The 14,595-nt window shown below is 64.0% G+C and carries 12 protein-coding genes; 7 read left to right on the top strand and 5 right to left on the bottom strand.

Annotation, left to right across the window (positions count from 1 at the left end; genetic code table 11):
• Window positions 1-3 precede the first annotated feature (3 nt).
• The 3 genes from AC0L27_RS22555 to AC0L27_RS22545 form a co-directional block, all read right to left on the bottom strand.
• Window positions 4-567 (bottom strand): DinB family protein, encoded by a 564-nt coding sequence (locus AC0L27_RS22555; protein ID WP_354210068.1) that lies wholly within the window; start codon window positions 565-567, stop codon window positions 4-6.
• Window positions 568-614: 47 nt separating this feature from the next.
• On the bottom strand, window positions 615-3,602 hold the full coding sequence (uvrA, locus tag AC0L27_RS22550) for an excinuclease ABC subunit UvrA (RefSeq protein WP_354210067.1): 2,988 nt from the start codon (window positions 3,600-3,602) through the stop codon (window positions 615-617).
• Window positions 3,603-3,886: 284 nt separating this feature from the next.
• A complete protein-coding gene (locus AC0L27_RS22545; protein ID WP_354210066.1) occupies window positions 3,887-4,582 on the bottom strand; it encodes an outer membrane protein in 696 nt (231 codons plus the stop codon).
• Between the two features lie 460 nt (window positions 4,583-5,042).
• Between AC0L27_RS22545 and AC0L27_RS22540 the strand changes: the two genes are divergently transcribed.
• A complete protein-coding gene (locus tag AC0L27_RS22540) occupies window positions 5,043-5,537 on the top strand; it encodes a single-stranded DNA-binding protein (protein ID WP_354210065.1) in 495 nt (164 codons plus the stop codon).
• A 372-nt stretch (window positions 5,538-5,909) separates the two neighbouring features.
• Window positions 5,910-8,654: a DNA gyrase subunit A gene (gene gyrA / locus AC0L27_RS22535; RefSeq protein WP_354210064.1), complete on the top strand. Its 2,745-nt coding sequence runs from the start codon at window positions 5,910-5,912 to the stop codon at window positions 8,652-8,654.
• A gap of 135 nt (window positions 8,655-8,789) precedes the next feature.
• On the opposite strand, the gene AC0L27_RS22530 is transcribed toward gyrA, so the two are convergent.
• Both AC0L27_RS22530 and AC0L27_RS22525 read right to left on the bottom strand, forming a co-directional pair.
• Window positions 8,790-10,643, bottom strand: a complete 1,854-nt coding sequence (locus AC0L27_RS22530) for a potassium transporter Kup (protein WP_473320433.1) — start codon at window positions 10,641-10,643, stop codon at window positions 8,790-8,792.
• Window positions 10,644-10,858: 215 nt separating this feature from the next.
• The gene (locus AC0L27_RS22525; RefSeq protein WP_275171173.1) at window positions 10,859-11,116 is read right to left on the bottom strand and encodes a hypothetical protein; all 258 of its coding nucleotides are present in this window, start codon (window positions 11,114-11,116) and stop codon (window positions 10,859-10,861) included.
• Window positions 11,117-11,364: 248 nt separating this feature from the next.
• Here AC0L27_RS22525 and coaD point away from each other — a divergent pair, with 248 nt between their 5' ends.
• The 5 genes from coaD (at window position 11,365) to queA (ending at window position 14,573) form a co-directional block, all read left to right on the top strand.
• Window positions 11,365-11,859 (top strand): pantetheine-phosphate adenylyltransferase, encoded by a 495-nt coding sequence (coaD, locus tag AC0L27_RS22520; protein ID WP_275171172.1) that lies wholly within the window; start codon window positions 11,365-11,367, stop codon window positions 11,857-11,859.
• A 41-nt stretch (window positions 11,860-11,900) separates the two neighbouring features.
• The gene (locus tag AC0L27_RS22515) at window positions 11,901-12,464 is read left to right on the top strand and encodes a peptidylprolyl isomerase (protein WP_354210063.1); all 564 of its coding nucleotides are present in this window, start codon (window positions 11,901-11,903) and stop codon (window positions 12,462-12,464) included.
• Window positions 12,465-12,472: 8 nt separating this feature from the next.
• A complete protein-coding gene (locus AC0L27_RS22510; protein ID WP_354210062.1) occupies window positions 12,473-12,898 on the top strand; it encodes a hypothetical protein in 426 nt (141 codons plus the stop codon).
• Window positions 12,895-13,359 (top strand): peptidylprolyl isomerase, encoded by a 465-nt coding sequence (locus AC0L27_RS22505; RefSeq protein WP_007590736.1) that lies wholly within the window; start codon window positions 12,895-12,897, stop codon window positions 13,357-13,359. Before AC0L27_RS22510 ends, AC0L27_RS22505 begins: the two co-directional genes overlap by 4 nt.
• 143 nt (window positions 13,360-13,502) lie before the next feature.
• A complete protein-coding gene (gene queA, locus AC0L27_RS22500) occupies window positions 13,503-14,573 on the top strand; it encodes a tRNA preQ1(34) S-adenosylmethionine ribosyltransferase-isomerase QueA (RefSeq protein WP_354210061.1) in 1,071 nt (356 codons plus the stop codon).
• Window positions 14,574-14,595: the final 22 nt, after the last annotated feature.

The following is a 14,595-nucleotide window of genomic DNA, read 5'->3' as shown; positions in this document are numbered from 1 at the left end:
CCGCTAGGCTTTCCACACGGTTGCTTCGGTCCATCCCAGTTGGTCGAATTCGGAAGCCCTGAGCGGCGCCTCTCCTTCGGCGAAGAACTCGTCCAGCTGAGGCGGGCCAACGTGCGTTTCGGACAGCATGGCATGCGCCTGTCCGCGATGGTGAATTTGATGCTGGAACAGATGCATGAGCAGCCGGTCGCGACGTTCGATCTGCACGCGGGTGTCGCGATTGATCCGCACGAGACCGTCGAGAAGCTCGGGCGTCAGCGCATCGCAGACAGCAATCAAGCGCTTGTCGATCGCGGATTGCGCGGGCTTCAGCGCGGCAAGTGAAAGGTGCGGCACCTGGTTCTTCCAAGCCGCCGGTCCCAGCCATCCGCCCTCCAGCGCATCGACATAGAAGAGGTCAATGACATGGATGTGGTTGAGCGTGCGCTGCAAGCTTGGAAAGAAGCCGGTTCGTGCGGCTTCGAAGTCAGCCTGAGACAGCGCGGCGCAAGCAGTGAGCAGCCGATGGTTCGCCCAAGCATTATTGTGGGCGAACGCACGATAGGTTTGCACAAGTCCGGCAGGCAAACTCAGTCTCCCTCAGACAATGTGTCGGCATGCTCCCGCTGCGTAACCTACTCCGCCGCCTCGCTCGCCGCACGCCTTCGCTTCGGCTTCCGCGCCTTTGCCAGCACCGGGGCCAGGAACTTGCCCGTGTAGCTCCGGGGCGCTTTCGCGATGTCTTCCGGGGGGCCCCAGGCGACGATCTCGCCGCCGCCGTCGCCGCCTTCGGGGCCGAGGTCGATGACCCAGTCGGCGGTCTTGATGACTTCGAGATTGTGCTCGATGACGACGACCGTGTTGCCCTGCGCGACCAGCTCGTGCAGCACTTCCAGGAGCTTTTTGACGTCGTGGAAATGCAGGCCGGTGGTCGGCTCGTCCAGGATGTAGAGGGTGCGGCCGGTGGCGCGCTTGGACAGCTCTTTTGCCAGTTTGACGCGCTGGGCTTCGCCGCCGGACAGCGTCGTGGCCTGCTGGCCGACATGGATGTAGTCGAGGCCGACGCGATGCAGCGTCTGGAACGTCTCGCGCACGCGTGGGACCGCCTTGAAGAACTCGGCGGCTTCCTCGACGGTCATGTCGAGTACGTCGGCGATGCTCTTGCCCTTGAACAGGACTTCCAAGGTCTCGCGGTTGTAGCGCTTGCCCTTGCAGACGTCGCAGGTGACGTAGACGTCGGGCAGAAAGTGCATCTCGATCTTGATGACGCCGTCGCCCTGGCAGGCTTCGCAGCGGCCGCCCTTGACGTTGAAGGAGAAGCGGCCGGGCTCGTAGCCGCGCGCCTTCGACTCGGGGAGGCCGGCGAACCATTCGCGGATCGGCGTGAAGGCGCCGGTATAGGTCGCGGGGTTGGAACGTGGCGTGCGGCCGATCGGCGACTGGTCGATGTCGATGATCTTGTCGATGTGCTCGAGGCCCTCGATGCGGTCGTGTGGAGCCGCGCCCTCGCTGGCGTTGTTCAGCTTGCGCGCGATCGCCTTGTACAGCGTATCGATCAGCAGCGTCGACTTGCCGCCGCCGGAGACGCCCGTGACGCAGGTGAACAGGCCGAGCGGAATTTCGGCAGTGACGTTCTTGAGGTTATTGCCGCGCGCGTTGACCACCTTGATGGTGCGGCGATGGTTCGGCGGGCGCCGCTCCGGCACCTCGACCTCGAGCTCGCCGGTGAGATATTTGCCGGTCAGCGAGTTGGGGTTGCGCATGATCTCGGCGGGCGTGCCTTCGGCGATGATGTTGCCGCCATGCATGCCGGCGCCGGGGCCGATGTCGAGCACGTGGTCGGCGAGCAGGATTGCGTCCTCGTCGTGCTCGACCACGATCACGGTGTTGCCGAGGTCACGAAGTCTCTTGAGGGTGTCGAGCAGGCGCGCGTTGTCGCGCTGGTGCAAGCCGATCGAGGGCTCGTCCAACACATAGAGCACGCCTGTCAGGCCCGAGCCGATCTGCGAGGCCAGGCGGATGCGCTGGCTTTCGCCGCCGGAGAGCGTGCCGGAGGAGCGGGAGAGCGTGAGATAGTTGAGGCCGACGTCGAGCAGGAAGGTGAGGCGCTCGCGGATCTCCTTGAGGATGCGGCCGGCGATCTCGTTCTGCTGGGTGTTCAGCGCCTCCGGCACGGTCTCGAACCACGCGCCGGCGCCCTTCACCGACATCTCCGAGATATCGCCGATGTGCTTGCCGCCGATCTTGACGCAGAGCGCCTCGGGCTTGAGCCGAAAGCCGTGGCACGCCTCGCAGGGCACGTCGTGGAAGTACTTCGCGAGCTCCTCGCGCGCCCACTCGCTTTCGGTCTCGCGATAGCGGCGGTTGATGTTGGTGATGACGCCTTCGAACGGCTTTTTGGTGTCGTAGGAGCGGACGCCGTCCTCGTAGGAGAACTTGATCTCGTCCTCGCCGGACCCATGCAGGATCGCGTTCTGCGTCTTCTTGGGCAGATCCTTCCATTTGGTGGTCAGCGTGAACTTGTAGTGCTTGCCGAGCGCAGTCAGCGTCTGGATGTAATAGGGCGACGAGGATTTAGCCCAGGGCGCGATCGCGCCCTTGCCGATGGCGAGCTCCTTGTCGGGGATGACGAGGTCTTCGTCGACATGCTGCTCGACGCCGAGGCCGCCGCACGCGGGGCAGGCGCCATAGGGATTGTTGAACGAGAACAGTCGCGGCTCGATCTCGGGGATGGTGAAGCCGGACACCGGGCATGCGAACTTTTCCGAGAACAGCATGCGCTCGGGTCCGCTCTTGTCGTGGATCTTTGCGGTCTTCTTTTTCTCTTTCTCTTCCGCGGGTGCTGCCGCAGCCGGCGCGTCCGCGAATTCGATGACGGCAAGACCCTCGGCGAGCTTCAGCGCGGTCTCGAAACTTTCGGCGAGGCGCTGGCCGATGTCGGCGCGCACCACGATGCGATCGACCACGACGTCGATGTCGTGCGGGAATTTCTTGTCGAGAACAGGGGCTTCCGCGAGCTCGTGGAAGGCGCCGTCGATCTTGACGCGCTGAAAGCCCTTCTTGAGCCATTCGGCGAGTTCTTTGCGGTACTCGCCCTTGCGGCCGCGCACGACGGGCGCGAGCAGATAGAGCCGCGAGCCCTCGGGCAGCGCCAGCACGCGATCGACCATCTGCGAGACGGTCTGGCTCTCGATCGGCAGGCCGGTGGCGGGCGAATAGGGCACGCCAACGCGTGCCCACAGCAGGCGCATATAGTCGTAGATTTCGGTGACGGTGCCGACGGTGGAGCGCGGGTTCTTGGACGTCGTCTTCTGCTCGATCGAGATCGCCGGCGACAGGCCGTCGATCTGGTCGACATCAGGCTTCTGCATCATCTCCAGGAACTGGCGGGCATAGGCCGACAGCGATTCGACGTAGCGGCGTTGGCCCTCGGCGTAGATGGTGTCGAACGCGAGCGAGGACTTGCCGGAGCCCGACAGCCCCGTGAACACCACCAGCTTGTCGCGGGGAATCTCGACGTCGACGTTCTTGAGGTTGTGCTCGCGCGCGCCACGGATCGTAATTGCGCGCAGGTTTGATCCCGCGTTCTGTTGTTGGCGCTTCGCCTTGATCACTTCATCCATCCTGGTGGTCCTCAGGGAATCCAAAAGCGCGCGATCGCGCCAACGCAATAGGCGCGCTTCGCCCGGAACCGGGATCGGCGCCGATGGGTATGTAAGCGAACGTAGGAAGAACGAGGACGGATTTCCAGTGGGACTTGCGAATCGTCAACCGATTGTTGGCGCGCTGGCGGCATCTGGCAGGAGCAGGGCCTTGCGGAACTGCGCAGGAGCGGCCGGTCAAACAAAAAGGCCGGCGCAAGGCCGGCCTTTCGTAACGCGGATGGCGTTGGAGCTAAGTACTGAACTCAGTACTTGGCGACCACCGGGCCCCCGAAGTGATAGTTCACGCCGACCTGCACGGTGTGGAAGTTGAGCGTGCCGGACGGCAGCGCAGCGCCGAGGCTCGAGAAGTAGTTCTCGCTGCCGAGGCTGCGATAGAGGTACTCGCCCTTGACCGACCACTGCGGAGCGAAGAACGCTTCGACGCCCGCACCGACGGTCCAGCCGGAGTGCCACTTGCTGTCCGAAGCGGTCACGCCGAGCGCGCTGATGCTCAGCTTGTTGTCGATCCAGGCGTAACCACCGGTGCCGTAGAACAGCACCTGGTTGACGGCGTAGCCGATACGGCCGCGCACAGTGCCCATCGCATCGGTCTTCGAGCTGAAGGTGGTGCTGACGACGCCAAATCCGGGGACGGCAACTGGACCAGTCACAGACGCGTTGACGTCAGCCCAGGCGCCATCGGCCTCGATGCCGAACACGACATTGCCGGTCTGCCAATTGTAGCCGGCGGTGCCGCCGACGAAGCCGCCCTGCATCCGCGGGCTGTTCGAATCTTCCCAGGCGCCGCCACCGACGACACCGAGGTAGAAGCCGGTCCAGTTATAAACCGAAGCCATGGCCACCGGGGCCTTGGTGTAGGGGCGCGCCGCGAGATCAGCGGCCGAAGCCGGGGCAGCGAGAGCGAACAAACAGGCCGAAGCCAACAAAACCTTTTTCATTTTCAACTAATCCCAGTCCCAGTTTCTGATTGTGCCTTCCACGATAGGGAAGGGCATCGGACTCACTTGCCCAACTAAGGCCGTACTTACACCATTGAAGCCGCAAGTTGTGTCACTGGAAAGCCACAGCGGCCTGAAAATGGTGCAGTTGCTGACCTATTGTTCCCGTAGAGGGCAAGCCTTCCTTCCTTTCCAGGAACCTACAAAGGTCCATTTGACGCGTGCCTTTTCACAGCACATTGGCGATCGATCCCACACATTCGGTCCTGTCATTCGCCAAGAACAAATCTGGAACGAACTGGAGGTCGATGCTATATGTGGGGATAACCGGAGGGGTGACGGACGGATCGGCGGCCGCAAGCGTTCGGCGAGCGTATAGGGTCGCCTCGACGGGCACGGCGGAACGCGGGGAGCGGACCGGCCTTCTTGAATTCAGTGGCATTCGGAGTGGAGAGCGGAGATGGCGGGAAGCGTCAACAAGGTCATTCTGGTTGGAAATCTCGGCAAGGATCCCGAAATCCGCCGCACCCAGGACGGGCGGCCGATCGCCAATCTGAGCGTCGCCACGTCGGAGACGTGGCGCGACAAGGCGACTGGCGAGCGCAAGGAAAAGACCGAGTGGCACCGCGTCGTGATCTTCAATGAAGGGCTCTGCAAGGTCGCCGAACAATATCTGAAGAAGGGCGCCAAGATTTACGTCGAGGGTGCGCTCCAGACCCGCAAATGGACCGACCAGAGCGGCGTCGAAAAGTACTCCACCGAAGTCGTGCTGCAGGGCTTCAACTCCACCCTGACGATGCTGGACGGTCGTAGCGGCGGCGGAGGCGGCAGCTTCGGCGACGAGCCGGGCGGCGATTTCGGCTCCTCCGGTCCCGTCAGCAGCGCGCCGCGGCGCCCTGTAGCGGCCGGCGGCGGTGGCCGCAACAGCGACATGGACGACGATATCCCGTTCTGAGCGATACCGTTCTGAGAACGCGGCGTCTCGATGCGGACGCGCCGGCCGGATGGGCGGCGCTTCTCATCTCGTGTCAGAAAATCCCGCTAATCGGCAGGACGGGCTCGGGATTTCCGGGCCCGCTTCATGTTTGGGTTGAGTTCGGATTGCGGCTTGGCAAACGCGCTGATGGGGCAGGCTCGGCGCGCGGTTTTCCACGCGTGACCGGCAATTTTGCAAGGTCGATGCGGGGGCTGACCGAGACACTGCTCGCGAGGGCTTAAGTTATTGGAAAAATAGGCGGAAAAAGCGCTTCCCAGATCGCCGCGAGGGTGGTTATCAGAGGCTCGATGCGCTATATGATTCCCAGATAAAACCTCACCGGATTTCCCCTTGGCTGACGACGACGACAAGCCCGGCGACCAGCCGGCGCAACCCTCGGATATTCGCCCCGTCTCCATCTTCGAGGAGATGAAGAAGTCCTATCTCGACTACGCCATGAGCGTGATCGTGGCGCGGGCGCTGCCTGACGCCCGCGACGGTCTCAAGCCGGTGCATCGCCGCATCCTGTACTCGATGAACGAGCAGGGGCACACGCCGGACAAGAAGTACGTCAAGTCCGCCCGCGTGGTCGGTGACGTCATCGGTAAATATCATCCGCATGGCGACCAGTCGATCTACGACGCCATGGTCCGGATGGCGCAGGACTTCTCCATGCGCGTGCCGCTGATCGACGGCCAGGGCAATTTCGGCTCGGTCGACGGCGATCCTCCGGCGGCCTATCGTTATACCGAAGCCCGATTGACCAAGGTGGCGCTGGCTCTGCTGGCCGACATCGACAAGGACACGGTCGACTTCCAGCCGAACTACGACAACAACGAGACCGAACCGTCGGTCTTGCCGGCCAAGTTCCCGAATCTCCTCGTCAACGGCGCCGGCGGCATTGCGGTCGGCATGGCGACCAACATCCCGCCGCACAATCTCGGCGAGGTCATCGACGCCTGCGTCGCGCTGATCGACAACCCCACGCTCACCATCGACGAGCTCATCAACATCGTGCCGGGACCGGATTTCCCGACCGGCGGCGTCATCCTCGGACGGCAGGGCATCCGCGCCGCCTATCACCTCGGCCGCGGCTCCGTGATGATGCGCGGCAAGGTCGCGATCGAGACCATCCGCAAGGAGCGCGAGGCGATCATCATCACCGAGATTCCCTACCAGGTGAACAAGGCGACGATGGTTGAGCGCATCGCCGAGCTGGTCAAGGAAAAGAAGATCGAGGGCATCGGCGACCTGCGCGATGAATCCGATCGCGACGGCTACCGCGTCGTCATCGAACTGAAGCGCGATGCCGTGCCGGATGTGGTGCTGAATCAGCTCTACAGGTTCACGCCGCTGCAGACGAGCTTCGGCGTCAACATGGTGGCGCTCGACAGCGGCCGTCCGCGGATCATGCATCTGAAGGACCTGCTGGCGATCTTCGTCGACTTCCGCGAGCGCGTCGTCACGCGGCGCACCAAGTTCCTGCTCGCGAAAGCCCGCGATCGCGCCCATATCCTGGTCGGTCTCGCCATCGCAGTCGCCAATATCGACGAGATGATCCGCGTCATCCGGACCTCGCCCGATCCGACCACCGCGCGCGACACCCTGATGTCGCGCGACTGGCCGGCCCGCGACGTCGAGGACATGCTGACGCTGATCGACGATCCGCGCCACCGCATCAGCGAGAACGGCACGATCCGGCTGTCGATGGAGCAGGCAAGGGCCATTCTCGATTTGCGCCTGCAACGCCTCACCGCACTCGGCCGTGACGAAATCCGCGAGGAGCTCGACAAGCTCGCCGGCGAGATCGCCGACTATCTCGACATCCTGCGCTCGCGCGACCGCGTGCTTGAAATCATCAAGTCCGAGCTTGCCGAAGTGAAGGCCGAGTTCGCGACCCCGCGCCGCACCGTCATCATCGAGCAGGAAGGCGAGGTCGAGGACGAGGACCTGATCCAGCGCGAGGACATGGTGGTCACCGTCTCCCACGCCGGCTACGTCAAGCGCGTGCCGCTGTCGGCCTACCGGGCCCAGCGCCGTGGCGGCAAGGGCCGCGCCGGCATGCAGACCCGCGACGAGGATTTTGTCAGCCGGCTGTTCGTGGCGTCCACGCATACGCCGATGCTGTTCTTCTCCTCGCGCGGCCAGGTCTACAAGATCAAGGTCTGGCGCCTTCCGATGGCCGCGCCGAATGCGCGCGGCAAGGCGCTGATCAACATCCTGCCGCTGGAGCAGGGCGAGCGCATCACCACCATCATGCCGCTGCCGGAGGACGAGTCCACCTGGGGCAATCTCGACGTGATGTTCGCCACGACAGGCGGCAACGTCCGGCGCAACAAGCTGTCCGACTTCGTCGATGTCCGCCGCTCCGGCATCATCGCGATGAAGCTCGACGACAACGAAGCTATCGTCGACGTGCAGATCTGCACCGAGCACGACGACGTGCTTTTGACCGGCGCCGGCGGCCAGTGCATCCGTTTTCCCGTCACCGACGTGCGCGTGTTCACCGGGCGCACCTCGATGGGCGTGCGCGGCATTGCGCTTGCCGAGGGCGACAAGGTGATCTCGCTGGCGATCCTGCGCCACGTCGAGACGACATCCGACGAGCGCTCGGCGTACCTGAAGATGCGTCGTGCAGTGGCCGGCGAAGCTGCGGCTGAGGAGCCGGCGGCGGATGCCGAGGCCGAGGAGACCTCCGGCAGTTTCCAGCTCGCCCAGGAGCGTTATATCGAGATGTCAGCGGCCGAGCAGGTCGTGCTGACCGTCTCCGTCAACGGCTACGGCAAGCGGACCTCGTCCTACGAGTACCGCACCACCGGCCGCGGCGGCAAAGGCATCGTCGCCATGAGCGTCAACAACCGTAACGGCAATCTGGTCGCCTCCTTCCCAGTGGAGGATGCCGATCAAATCATGCTGGTCACCGACAAGGGCCAGCTGATCCGCTGCCCGGTCGAAGGCATCCGCGTGGCCGGCCGCTCGACCCAGGGCGTAATCGTGTTCGACACCGCCGAGGACGAACACGTCGTGTCGGTCGAGCACATCACGGAAGAGGCCGAGAGCGGGAACGGGACGAATGGAGACTCAAACGGGGAGTGATGCGTCACCCCCCGTAGCCCGGATGGAGCGCGAGCGAAATCCGGGTTCTTCATTCGAACGGTTGTCTCGGATTGCGCCTTCGCTCTCCGAGCGACGGCGGACAAGTCGCTCCATCCGGGCTAGTGCACTGACCAGCTAAATCTCCAACTCTGTGCCGAACTCCACCACCTGCTTGGTCGGCACGCCGAAGAACGCGGCCGAGCGTTCGGCGTTGCGTTGCAGAAAGGCGAACACGGTTTCGCGCCAGACCCACATGCCTGGCACGTCCTCGCGCGGGATGATGGTCTCGCGGCCGACGTAATAGGTGATGTCGGAGAGGTCGATGCCGGGCAGCTTGCCGTGGCGGCAGGCCAGGGTCAGCCCGTCATAGATCGTCGGATTCTGCATGAAGCCGTAATGCAGGATGACGCGGGTAATGCCGGGAATGATCTCGATCACCTCGATGCGGTCTTCGTCGGCGATGTGAGGAAGCTCCTCGATCAACACGGTGACCAGGACGATGCGCTCGTGCAGCACGTGGTTGTGCTTGACGAACTGGGTCAGCGCCAGCGGCACGCCGCGCGGCGCCGACGCCAGGAACACGGCGGTCCCGGGGAGCCTGGCGCTGCACTTGTTGACCGCGGTCTCGATCAGATCCTCCTCGGGCTGGCGCAGCTTCGCGCGTGCCGCTTCGACTAGCTTCACGCCGCTGCGCCAGGTCAGCATCAGGAAGGCGACGAACCCCGCGAGCATCAGCGGAAACCAGCCGCCCTCGAACAGCTTGATCGAATTGGCCGAGAAGAAGATCACGTCGATCACGAAGAAGAAGCCGTTCACGGCCACCACCAGCCACGGCGAATAGCCCCACTGGATCGCGACCAGGGCAGCGAGCAGCGTCGTGATCGCCATCAACAGCGACACCGCGATGCCGTAGGCGCCGGCCAACGCCTCCGAACTGCCGAAGCTCAGCACGGCGCCGAGGGTTGCGGCGGCGAGCAGCCAGTTCACCAGCGGCACGTAGATCTGGCCGATCGCGTCGCTCGTGGTGTGACGGATCTGCATGCGCGGCAGGAAGCCGAGCTGAATCGACTGCTGGGTCAGCGAGAACACGCCGGAAATGATCGCCTGCGAGGCGATCACGGTCGCGACCGCCGAGAAGGCGACCAGCGGATAATGCAGGGCGTCAGGGCAGAGCTGGAAGAACGGATTTTCGATCATGGTGGGGTCGGTGATCAGCAGTGCGGCCTGGCCGAAATAGTTTAGCACCAGCGCGGGGAGGCAGATCGCGAACCAGGCCAGCCGGATCGGCAGGCGGCCGAAATGCCCCATGTCGGCATACATGGCCTCCCCGCCGGTCACGGCGAGGAAGGCGGCCCCCAGGATCGCGAAGGAGACATGAAAATCCTGGTGGATCAGGAAGTCGAACGCATAGAGCGGGCTCAGCGCCGCCAGCACCGCCGGCGCCTTGACGATGCCGTGGATGCCGAGCGCTGCCAGCACGAAGAACCAGGCGAGCATCACCGGTCCGAAGATGCGGCCGATGAAGCCGGTGCCCTGCTTCTGCATCATGAACAGTCCGATCAGGATGACGACGGTCACGGGCACGACCGCCGGCGCGAGCGAGGGGGCGTCGACCTTCAGACCTTCGATGGCGCTGAGCACGGAAATGGCCGACGTGATCGCGCCGTCGCCGTACAGTAGCGCGGCGCCGACGAGGCCGACGACCAGCAGATGCGCGCGCCAGGTGCCGGGTTGGGCGTTGCGGGCATGCAGCAAGGCCAGCAGGGCGACGATGCCGCCTTCGCCGCGGTTGTCCGCACGCAGAATCAACAGCGCATATTTCAGCGAGATGATCAGCAGCAATGCCCAGAGGATTAAGGAGGCAACGCCCAGAACGGCGTCGTTCGTCAATGTGCCGCCATGGGCGGCGGCCTTGGCGGCTTCCTTCAGGGCGTAGAGGGGGCTGGTGCCGATATCGCCATAGACCACCCCGAGGGCGCCCATGGTCATCGCAAGCGGCAGTGGATCAGGTTGATGGCCGGAGGCAACCGCGGGCGTACTGGACAATGGCGACCCCCCGATGGGATCGCGCCCGACGGGTCATTCCGACGGGCGCGAGCATCAGGCAGTCTGCGACGGGACGTCGCAAATATCCATGGGTTATCTTTGGGGTTTGTCGTTGGGACTTATCGCGAGGATTCCTGACGCGAAACTGACAGACCCGGCTACGGAGTGCGGTTGGCAGTCACGAGGCGAGCCTCGCGGATATTGGCTTTGGTGCCGGCCTGCCGAAGGCAAGACGCCTCGAAGTTCGGCCAGGCCTGCTGCGAGCAGTCCTTGCCGACCGTGCGGATATCGAGCCGGTCGCTCTTGGCGAGCGGCTGCGGCACGCTCGCCTCGACGGTCGGGGCGAAGCCGGGCAGGAGGGTGAGGGCGGCAGCAACACACGCAGAGATGGCGATCGCCGAAAGAGCCTTGATCATGACAGTCCCCTGTGATGCGGCCGCTACGCCCAGTGTGCGGCCCGTCGTTCGTTGGCCGGATTAGTAACCATGGCCAGTTTCCGGACGTCTTCGCGAACGCGGGAAATGGTTTCGTTCGCGCTCCGTTTTGTTTCGTGGCCGCCCTCAGGACGAAACAATTGGGCGCATTCCGACGCGGTTCTTGCGGAAAAACCGCCAGGGAACCGGACCGGCTTGCCGGGCCGGGCAGGGCGCGGTAGGACGTGGCCATGCCCCGCATTGCTTTCTATCCAGGTTCCTTCGACCCCATCACCAACGGCCATCTGGACGTGGTCCGCCACAGCGTGTCGCTGTGCGACAGACTCGTTGTCGCGATCGGGGTGCACCCCGGCAAGAAGCCTCTGTTCTCGACTGAGGAGCGGCTGAAGATGCTCCATGACGTCTGTGGGCCGGTGGCGGCCCAGGCCGGCTGCGTGCTCGAAGCCGCGACATTTGACGATCTGTCGGTGACATCGGCGCGCAAGCACGGTGCGACGATCATGATTCGGGGCCTGCGCGACGGCACCGACCTCGACTACGAGATGCAGCTCGCCGGCATGAACGAGGCCATGGCGCCCGAGGTGCATACGGTCTTCCTGCCGGCTTCTCCCATGGTCCGCCCGATCACCGCCACTTTGGTGCGCCAGATCGCTGCCATGGGCGGGGACGTCTCGGCCTTCGTCCCGCCGCTGGTTGCGGCGCTGCTCAAGGCAAAATTCGCCTGATAACGGCGCGTTTCCTGTCTCATCTCTGATCCGGAGTTATCATGATCCGAATTCTCGCATTTGTTGCCGCGGTTCTGTTCGCGGTGCCGGCCTTCGCGCAAGCCTTGCCGGCCGGCCTCGACAAGGCCAACGCCATCGTCATCGAATCCACCAAGGGCCGCATCGTCATCAAGCTGAGGCCGGACCTTGCGCCCCAGCACGCCGAGCGCATCAAGCAGCTCGCGCGCGAGGGTTATTACAACAACGTGCCGTTCCACCGCGTCATGGATGGCTTCATGGCGCAGACCGGCGACGGTCAGAACTTCAACGGCACCGGCGGCTCGAAATATCCGAACCTGAAGCAGGAATTCTCCAAGGTGCATTTTGCGCGCGGCATCGTCGGCATGGCCCGGCGCGGCGACAGCGTCGACACCGCCAATTCGCAGTTCTTCATCATGTTCGCCGACGGCGGCAGCCTCGACAACCAGTACACCGTGATCGGCGAGGTCGTGCAGGGCATGGACGTCGTCGACAAGCTGAAGAAGGCACCTCCCGGATCAAGCGGCGGCACCGTCACCGATCCCGACAAGATGGTGAAGGTGCAGGTCGCTTCCGACATCAAGTAGGAGAGGCGATGGCGCGCAGCGGTGGCAAGCTCCTGCTAATTGCCGCGGTGCTGCTGCTCGGCGTCTCCGGCGCGGTCGCCGAGGACGCACAGGTCAACACCATCCAGGACATCTTCCGGCATCTGCGCACCTGCTGGAAGCCGCCGCCCGCCGCCAGGGCCCGCCCGATCGACATCACCGTCGTCGTGAGCTTTAACCGGGCTGGAAACATTCTGGGCCATCCGAGGATTACCTATGAATCCGCGGAGGCCTCCGACGATGACCGGCTGCAATACCGGGTAGCGGTAATGGAGGCATTGCAACGCTGCACGCCGATGCCATTTACCGATGCGATGGCCGGCGCCGCTGCGGGGCGTCCATTCGCGATCCAGTTTCGCAACCGCAAAACTTCACCTGACAGGACTTCACCCCCAACCCAAGAGAGACGAGCATGAGCGCCACCGAAAACACTTTGATCCTCGAGACCACGCAGGGCCCCGTCACCATCGAGATGCGGCCTGATCTGGCGCCCGGCCACGTCGCGCGCATCAAGGAACTCGTGCGTGAAGGCTTCTACGACGGCATCGTGTTCCATCGCGTGATCGACGGCTTCATGGCGCAGACCGGCTGCCCGCAGGGCACCGGCACCGGCGGCTCCGGCAAGAAGCTGAAGGCCGAGTTCAACAAGGAGCCGCATGTGCGCGGCACCACCTCGATGGCGCGCGCCGCCAGCCCGGATTCCGGCGACAGCCAGTTCTTTATCGTGTTCGACGACGCCCGCTTCCTCGACAACCAGTACACGGTGTGGGGCAAGGTCACCGAGGGCATGGAGAACGTCGACAAGATCAAGCGCGGCGAGCCTGTGCAGAACCCCGACAAAATCGTCAAGGCGCGGATGGCGGCTGACGCGGAGTAGGCGTTCAACCCTCATGGTGAGGAGGCGCGTAGCGCCGTCTCGAACCCATGAAGGCCGAGCTGCAGCAGCGGGGCCTTCATCCTTCGAGACGCGCGTTCTGCGCTCCTCAGGATGAGGAGTGACTGTACGGCCGTGAGCACGCGATGCGCACCGACCTCTTCGATTTCGATCTGCCCGCCGAGCGCATCGCCTTGCGCCCGGCGAGCCCGCGCGACTCCGCGAAGATGCTGGTTGTCGATCACGGCACGCTGCGCGACCAGATCGTCGCCGACCTGCCGCAATGGCTGAAGCCGGGCGACCAGCTCGTCGTCAACGACACCAAGGTGATCGCGGCGCAATTGAGAGGCCGTCGCATCGGCCGCGAGACCGAGCCGAAGATCGAGGCGACCCTGATCAAACGCCTCGACGGCTCGCGCTGGCAGGCGCTGGTGAAGCCCGCCAAGAAACTCATGGCCGGCGACCGCATCCGCTTTGGCAATGAGGGCAAGGTCTGCCTGCTCGGCCATCTCGACGCCGAAGTCGAGGCCAAGGGCGCAGAAGGCGAGGTGACGCTGTCATTTTCGTTCCACGGCCCGACATTGGATCAGGCCATCGCAGATCTCGGCAGCCCGCCGCTGCCGCCCTACATCGCCTCGAAACGCACGCCTGACGATCAGGATCTCGCCGACTACCAGACCATGTTCGCCGCGAATGAGGGCGCCGTTGCCGCGCCGACAGCCGGCCTGCATTTCACCCCGGCGCTGGAGCAGGCGCTGCACGCGCGCGGCGTCGGCATCAATCGCGTCACGCTGCATGTCGGGGCAGGGACCTTCCTGCCGGTGAAGGTGGACGACACCGAAGGGCACAAGATGCATGCCGAGTGGGGCACGCTCTCGGCCGAGACGGCGGAGCGGCTCAACACCGCGCGCAAGAACGGCGGGCGCATCATCGCGGTTGGCACCACGTCGTTGCGTCTGCTCGAAAGCGCAGCCGGCGAGGACGGCACCATTGAGCCGTTTGCCGCCGAGACGTCGATCTTCATCACCCCCGGCTATCGCTTTCGCGCCGTCGATGTCTTGCTGACCAATTTCCATTTGCCGAAGTCGACACTGTTCATGCTGGTGTCGGCGTTCTCCGGGCTGGAGACGATGCAACAGGCCTATGCACACGCGATCGCGACCGGCTATCGGTTCTATTCGTATGGCGATGCGTGTTTGTTGTTTCGGGCACCGTAGGGTGGTTAGCCGTAAGGCGTAA

The organism is Bradyrhizobium sp. Ken51 (assembly GCF_055807435.1).
This window is presented reverse-complemented; position numbering and strand designations above follow the sequence as displayed.

What these genes read in the sequence shown, in the direction of transcription:
- AC0L27_RS22515 (WP_354210063.1), top strand. Translation starts at nt 11,901, where the DNA reads ATGATCCGAATTCTCGCATTTGTTGCCGCGGTTCTGTTCGCGGTGCCG.
- AC0L27_RS22530 (WP_473320433.1), bottom strand. Translation starts at nt 10,643, where the DNA reads ATGACCATGGGCGCCCTCGGGGTGGTCTATGGCGATATCGGCACCAGC.
- AC0L27_RS22505 (WP_007590736.1), top strand. Translation starts at nt 12,895, where the DNA reads ATGAGCGCCACCGAAAACACTTTGATCCTCGAGACCACGCAGGGCCCC.
- AC0L27_RS22510 (WP_354210062.1), top strand. Translation starts at nt 12,473, where the DNA reads ATGGCGCGCAGCGGTGGCAAGCTCCTGCTAATTGCCGCGGTGCTGCTG.
- uvrA (WP_354210067.1), bottom strand. Translation starts at nt 3,602, where the DNA reads ATGGATGAAGTGATCAAGGCGAAGCGCCAACAACAGAACGCGGGATCA.
- AC0L27_RS22525 (WP_275171173.1), bottom strand. Translation starts at nt 11,116, where the DNA reads ATGATCAAGGCTCTTTCGGCGATCGCCATCTCTGCGTGTGTTGCTGCC.
- queA (WP_354210061.1), top strand. Translation starts at nt 13,503, where the DNA reads ATGCGCACCGACCTCTTCGATTTCGATCTGCCCGCCGAGCGCATCGCC.
- AC0L27_RS22540 (WP_354210065.1), top strand. Translation starts at nt 5,043, where the DNA reads ATGGCGGGAAGCGTCAACAAGGTCATTCTGGTTGGAAATCTCGGCAAG.
- AC0L27_RS22545 (WP_354210066.1), bottom strand. Translation starts at nt 4,582, where the DNA reads ATGAAAAAGGTTTTGTTGGCTTCGGCCTGTTTGTTCGCTCTCGCTGCC.
- coaD (WP_275171172.1), top strand. Translation starts at nt 11,365, where the DNA reads ATGCCCCGCATTGCTTTCTATCCAGGTTCCTTCGACCCCATCACCAAC.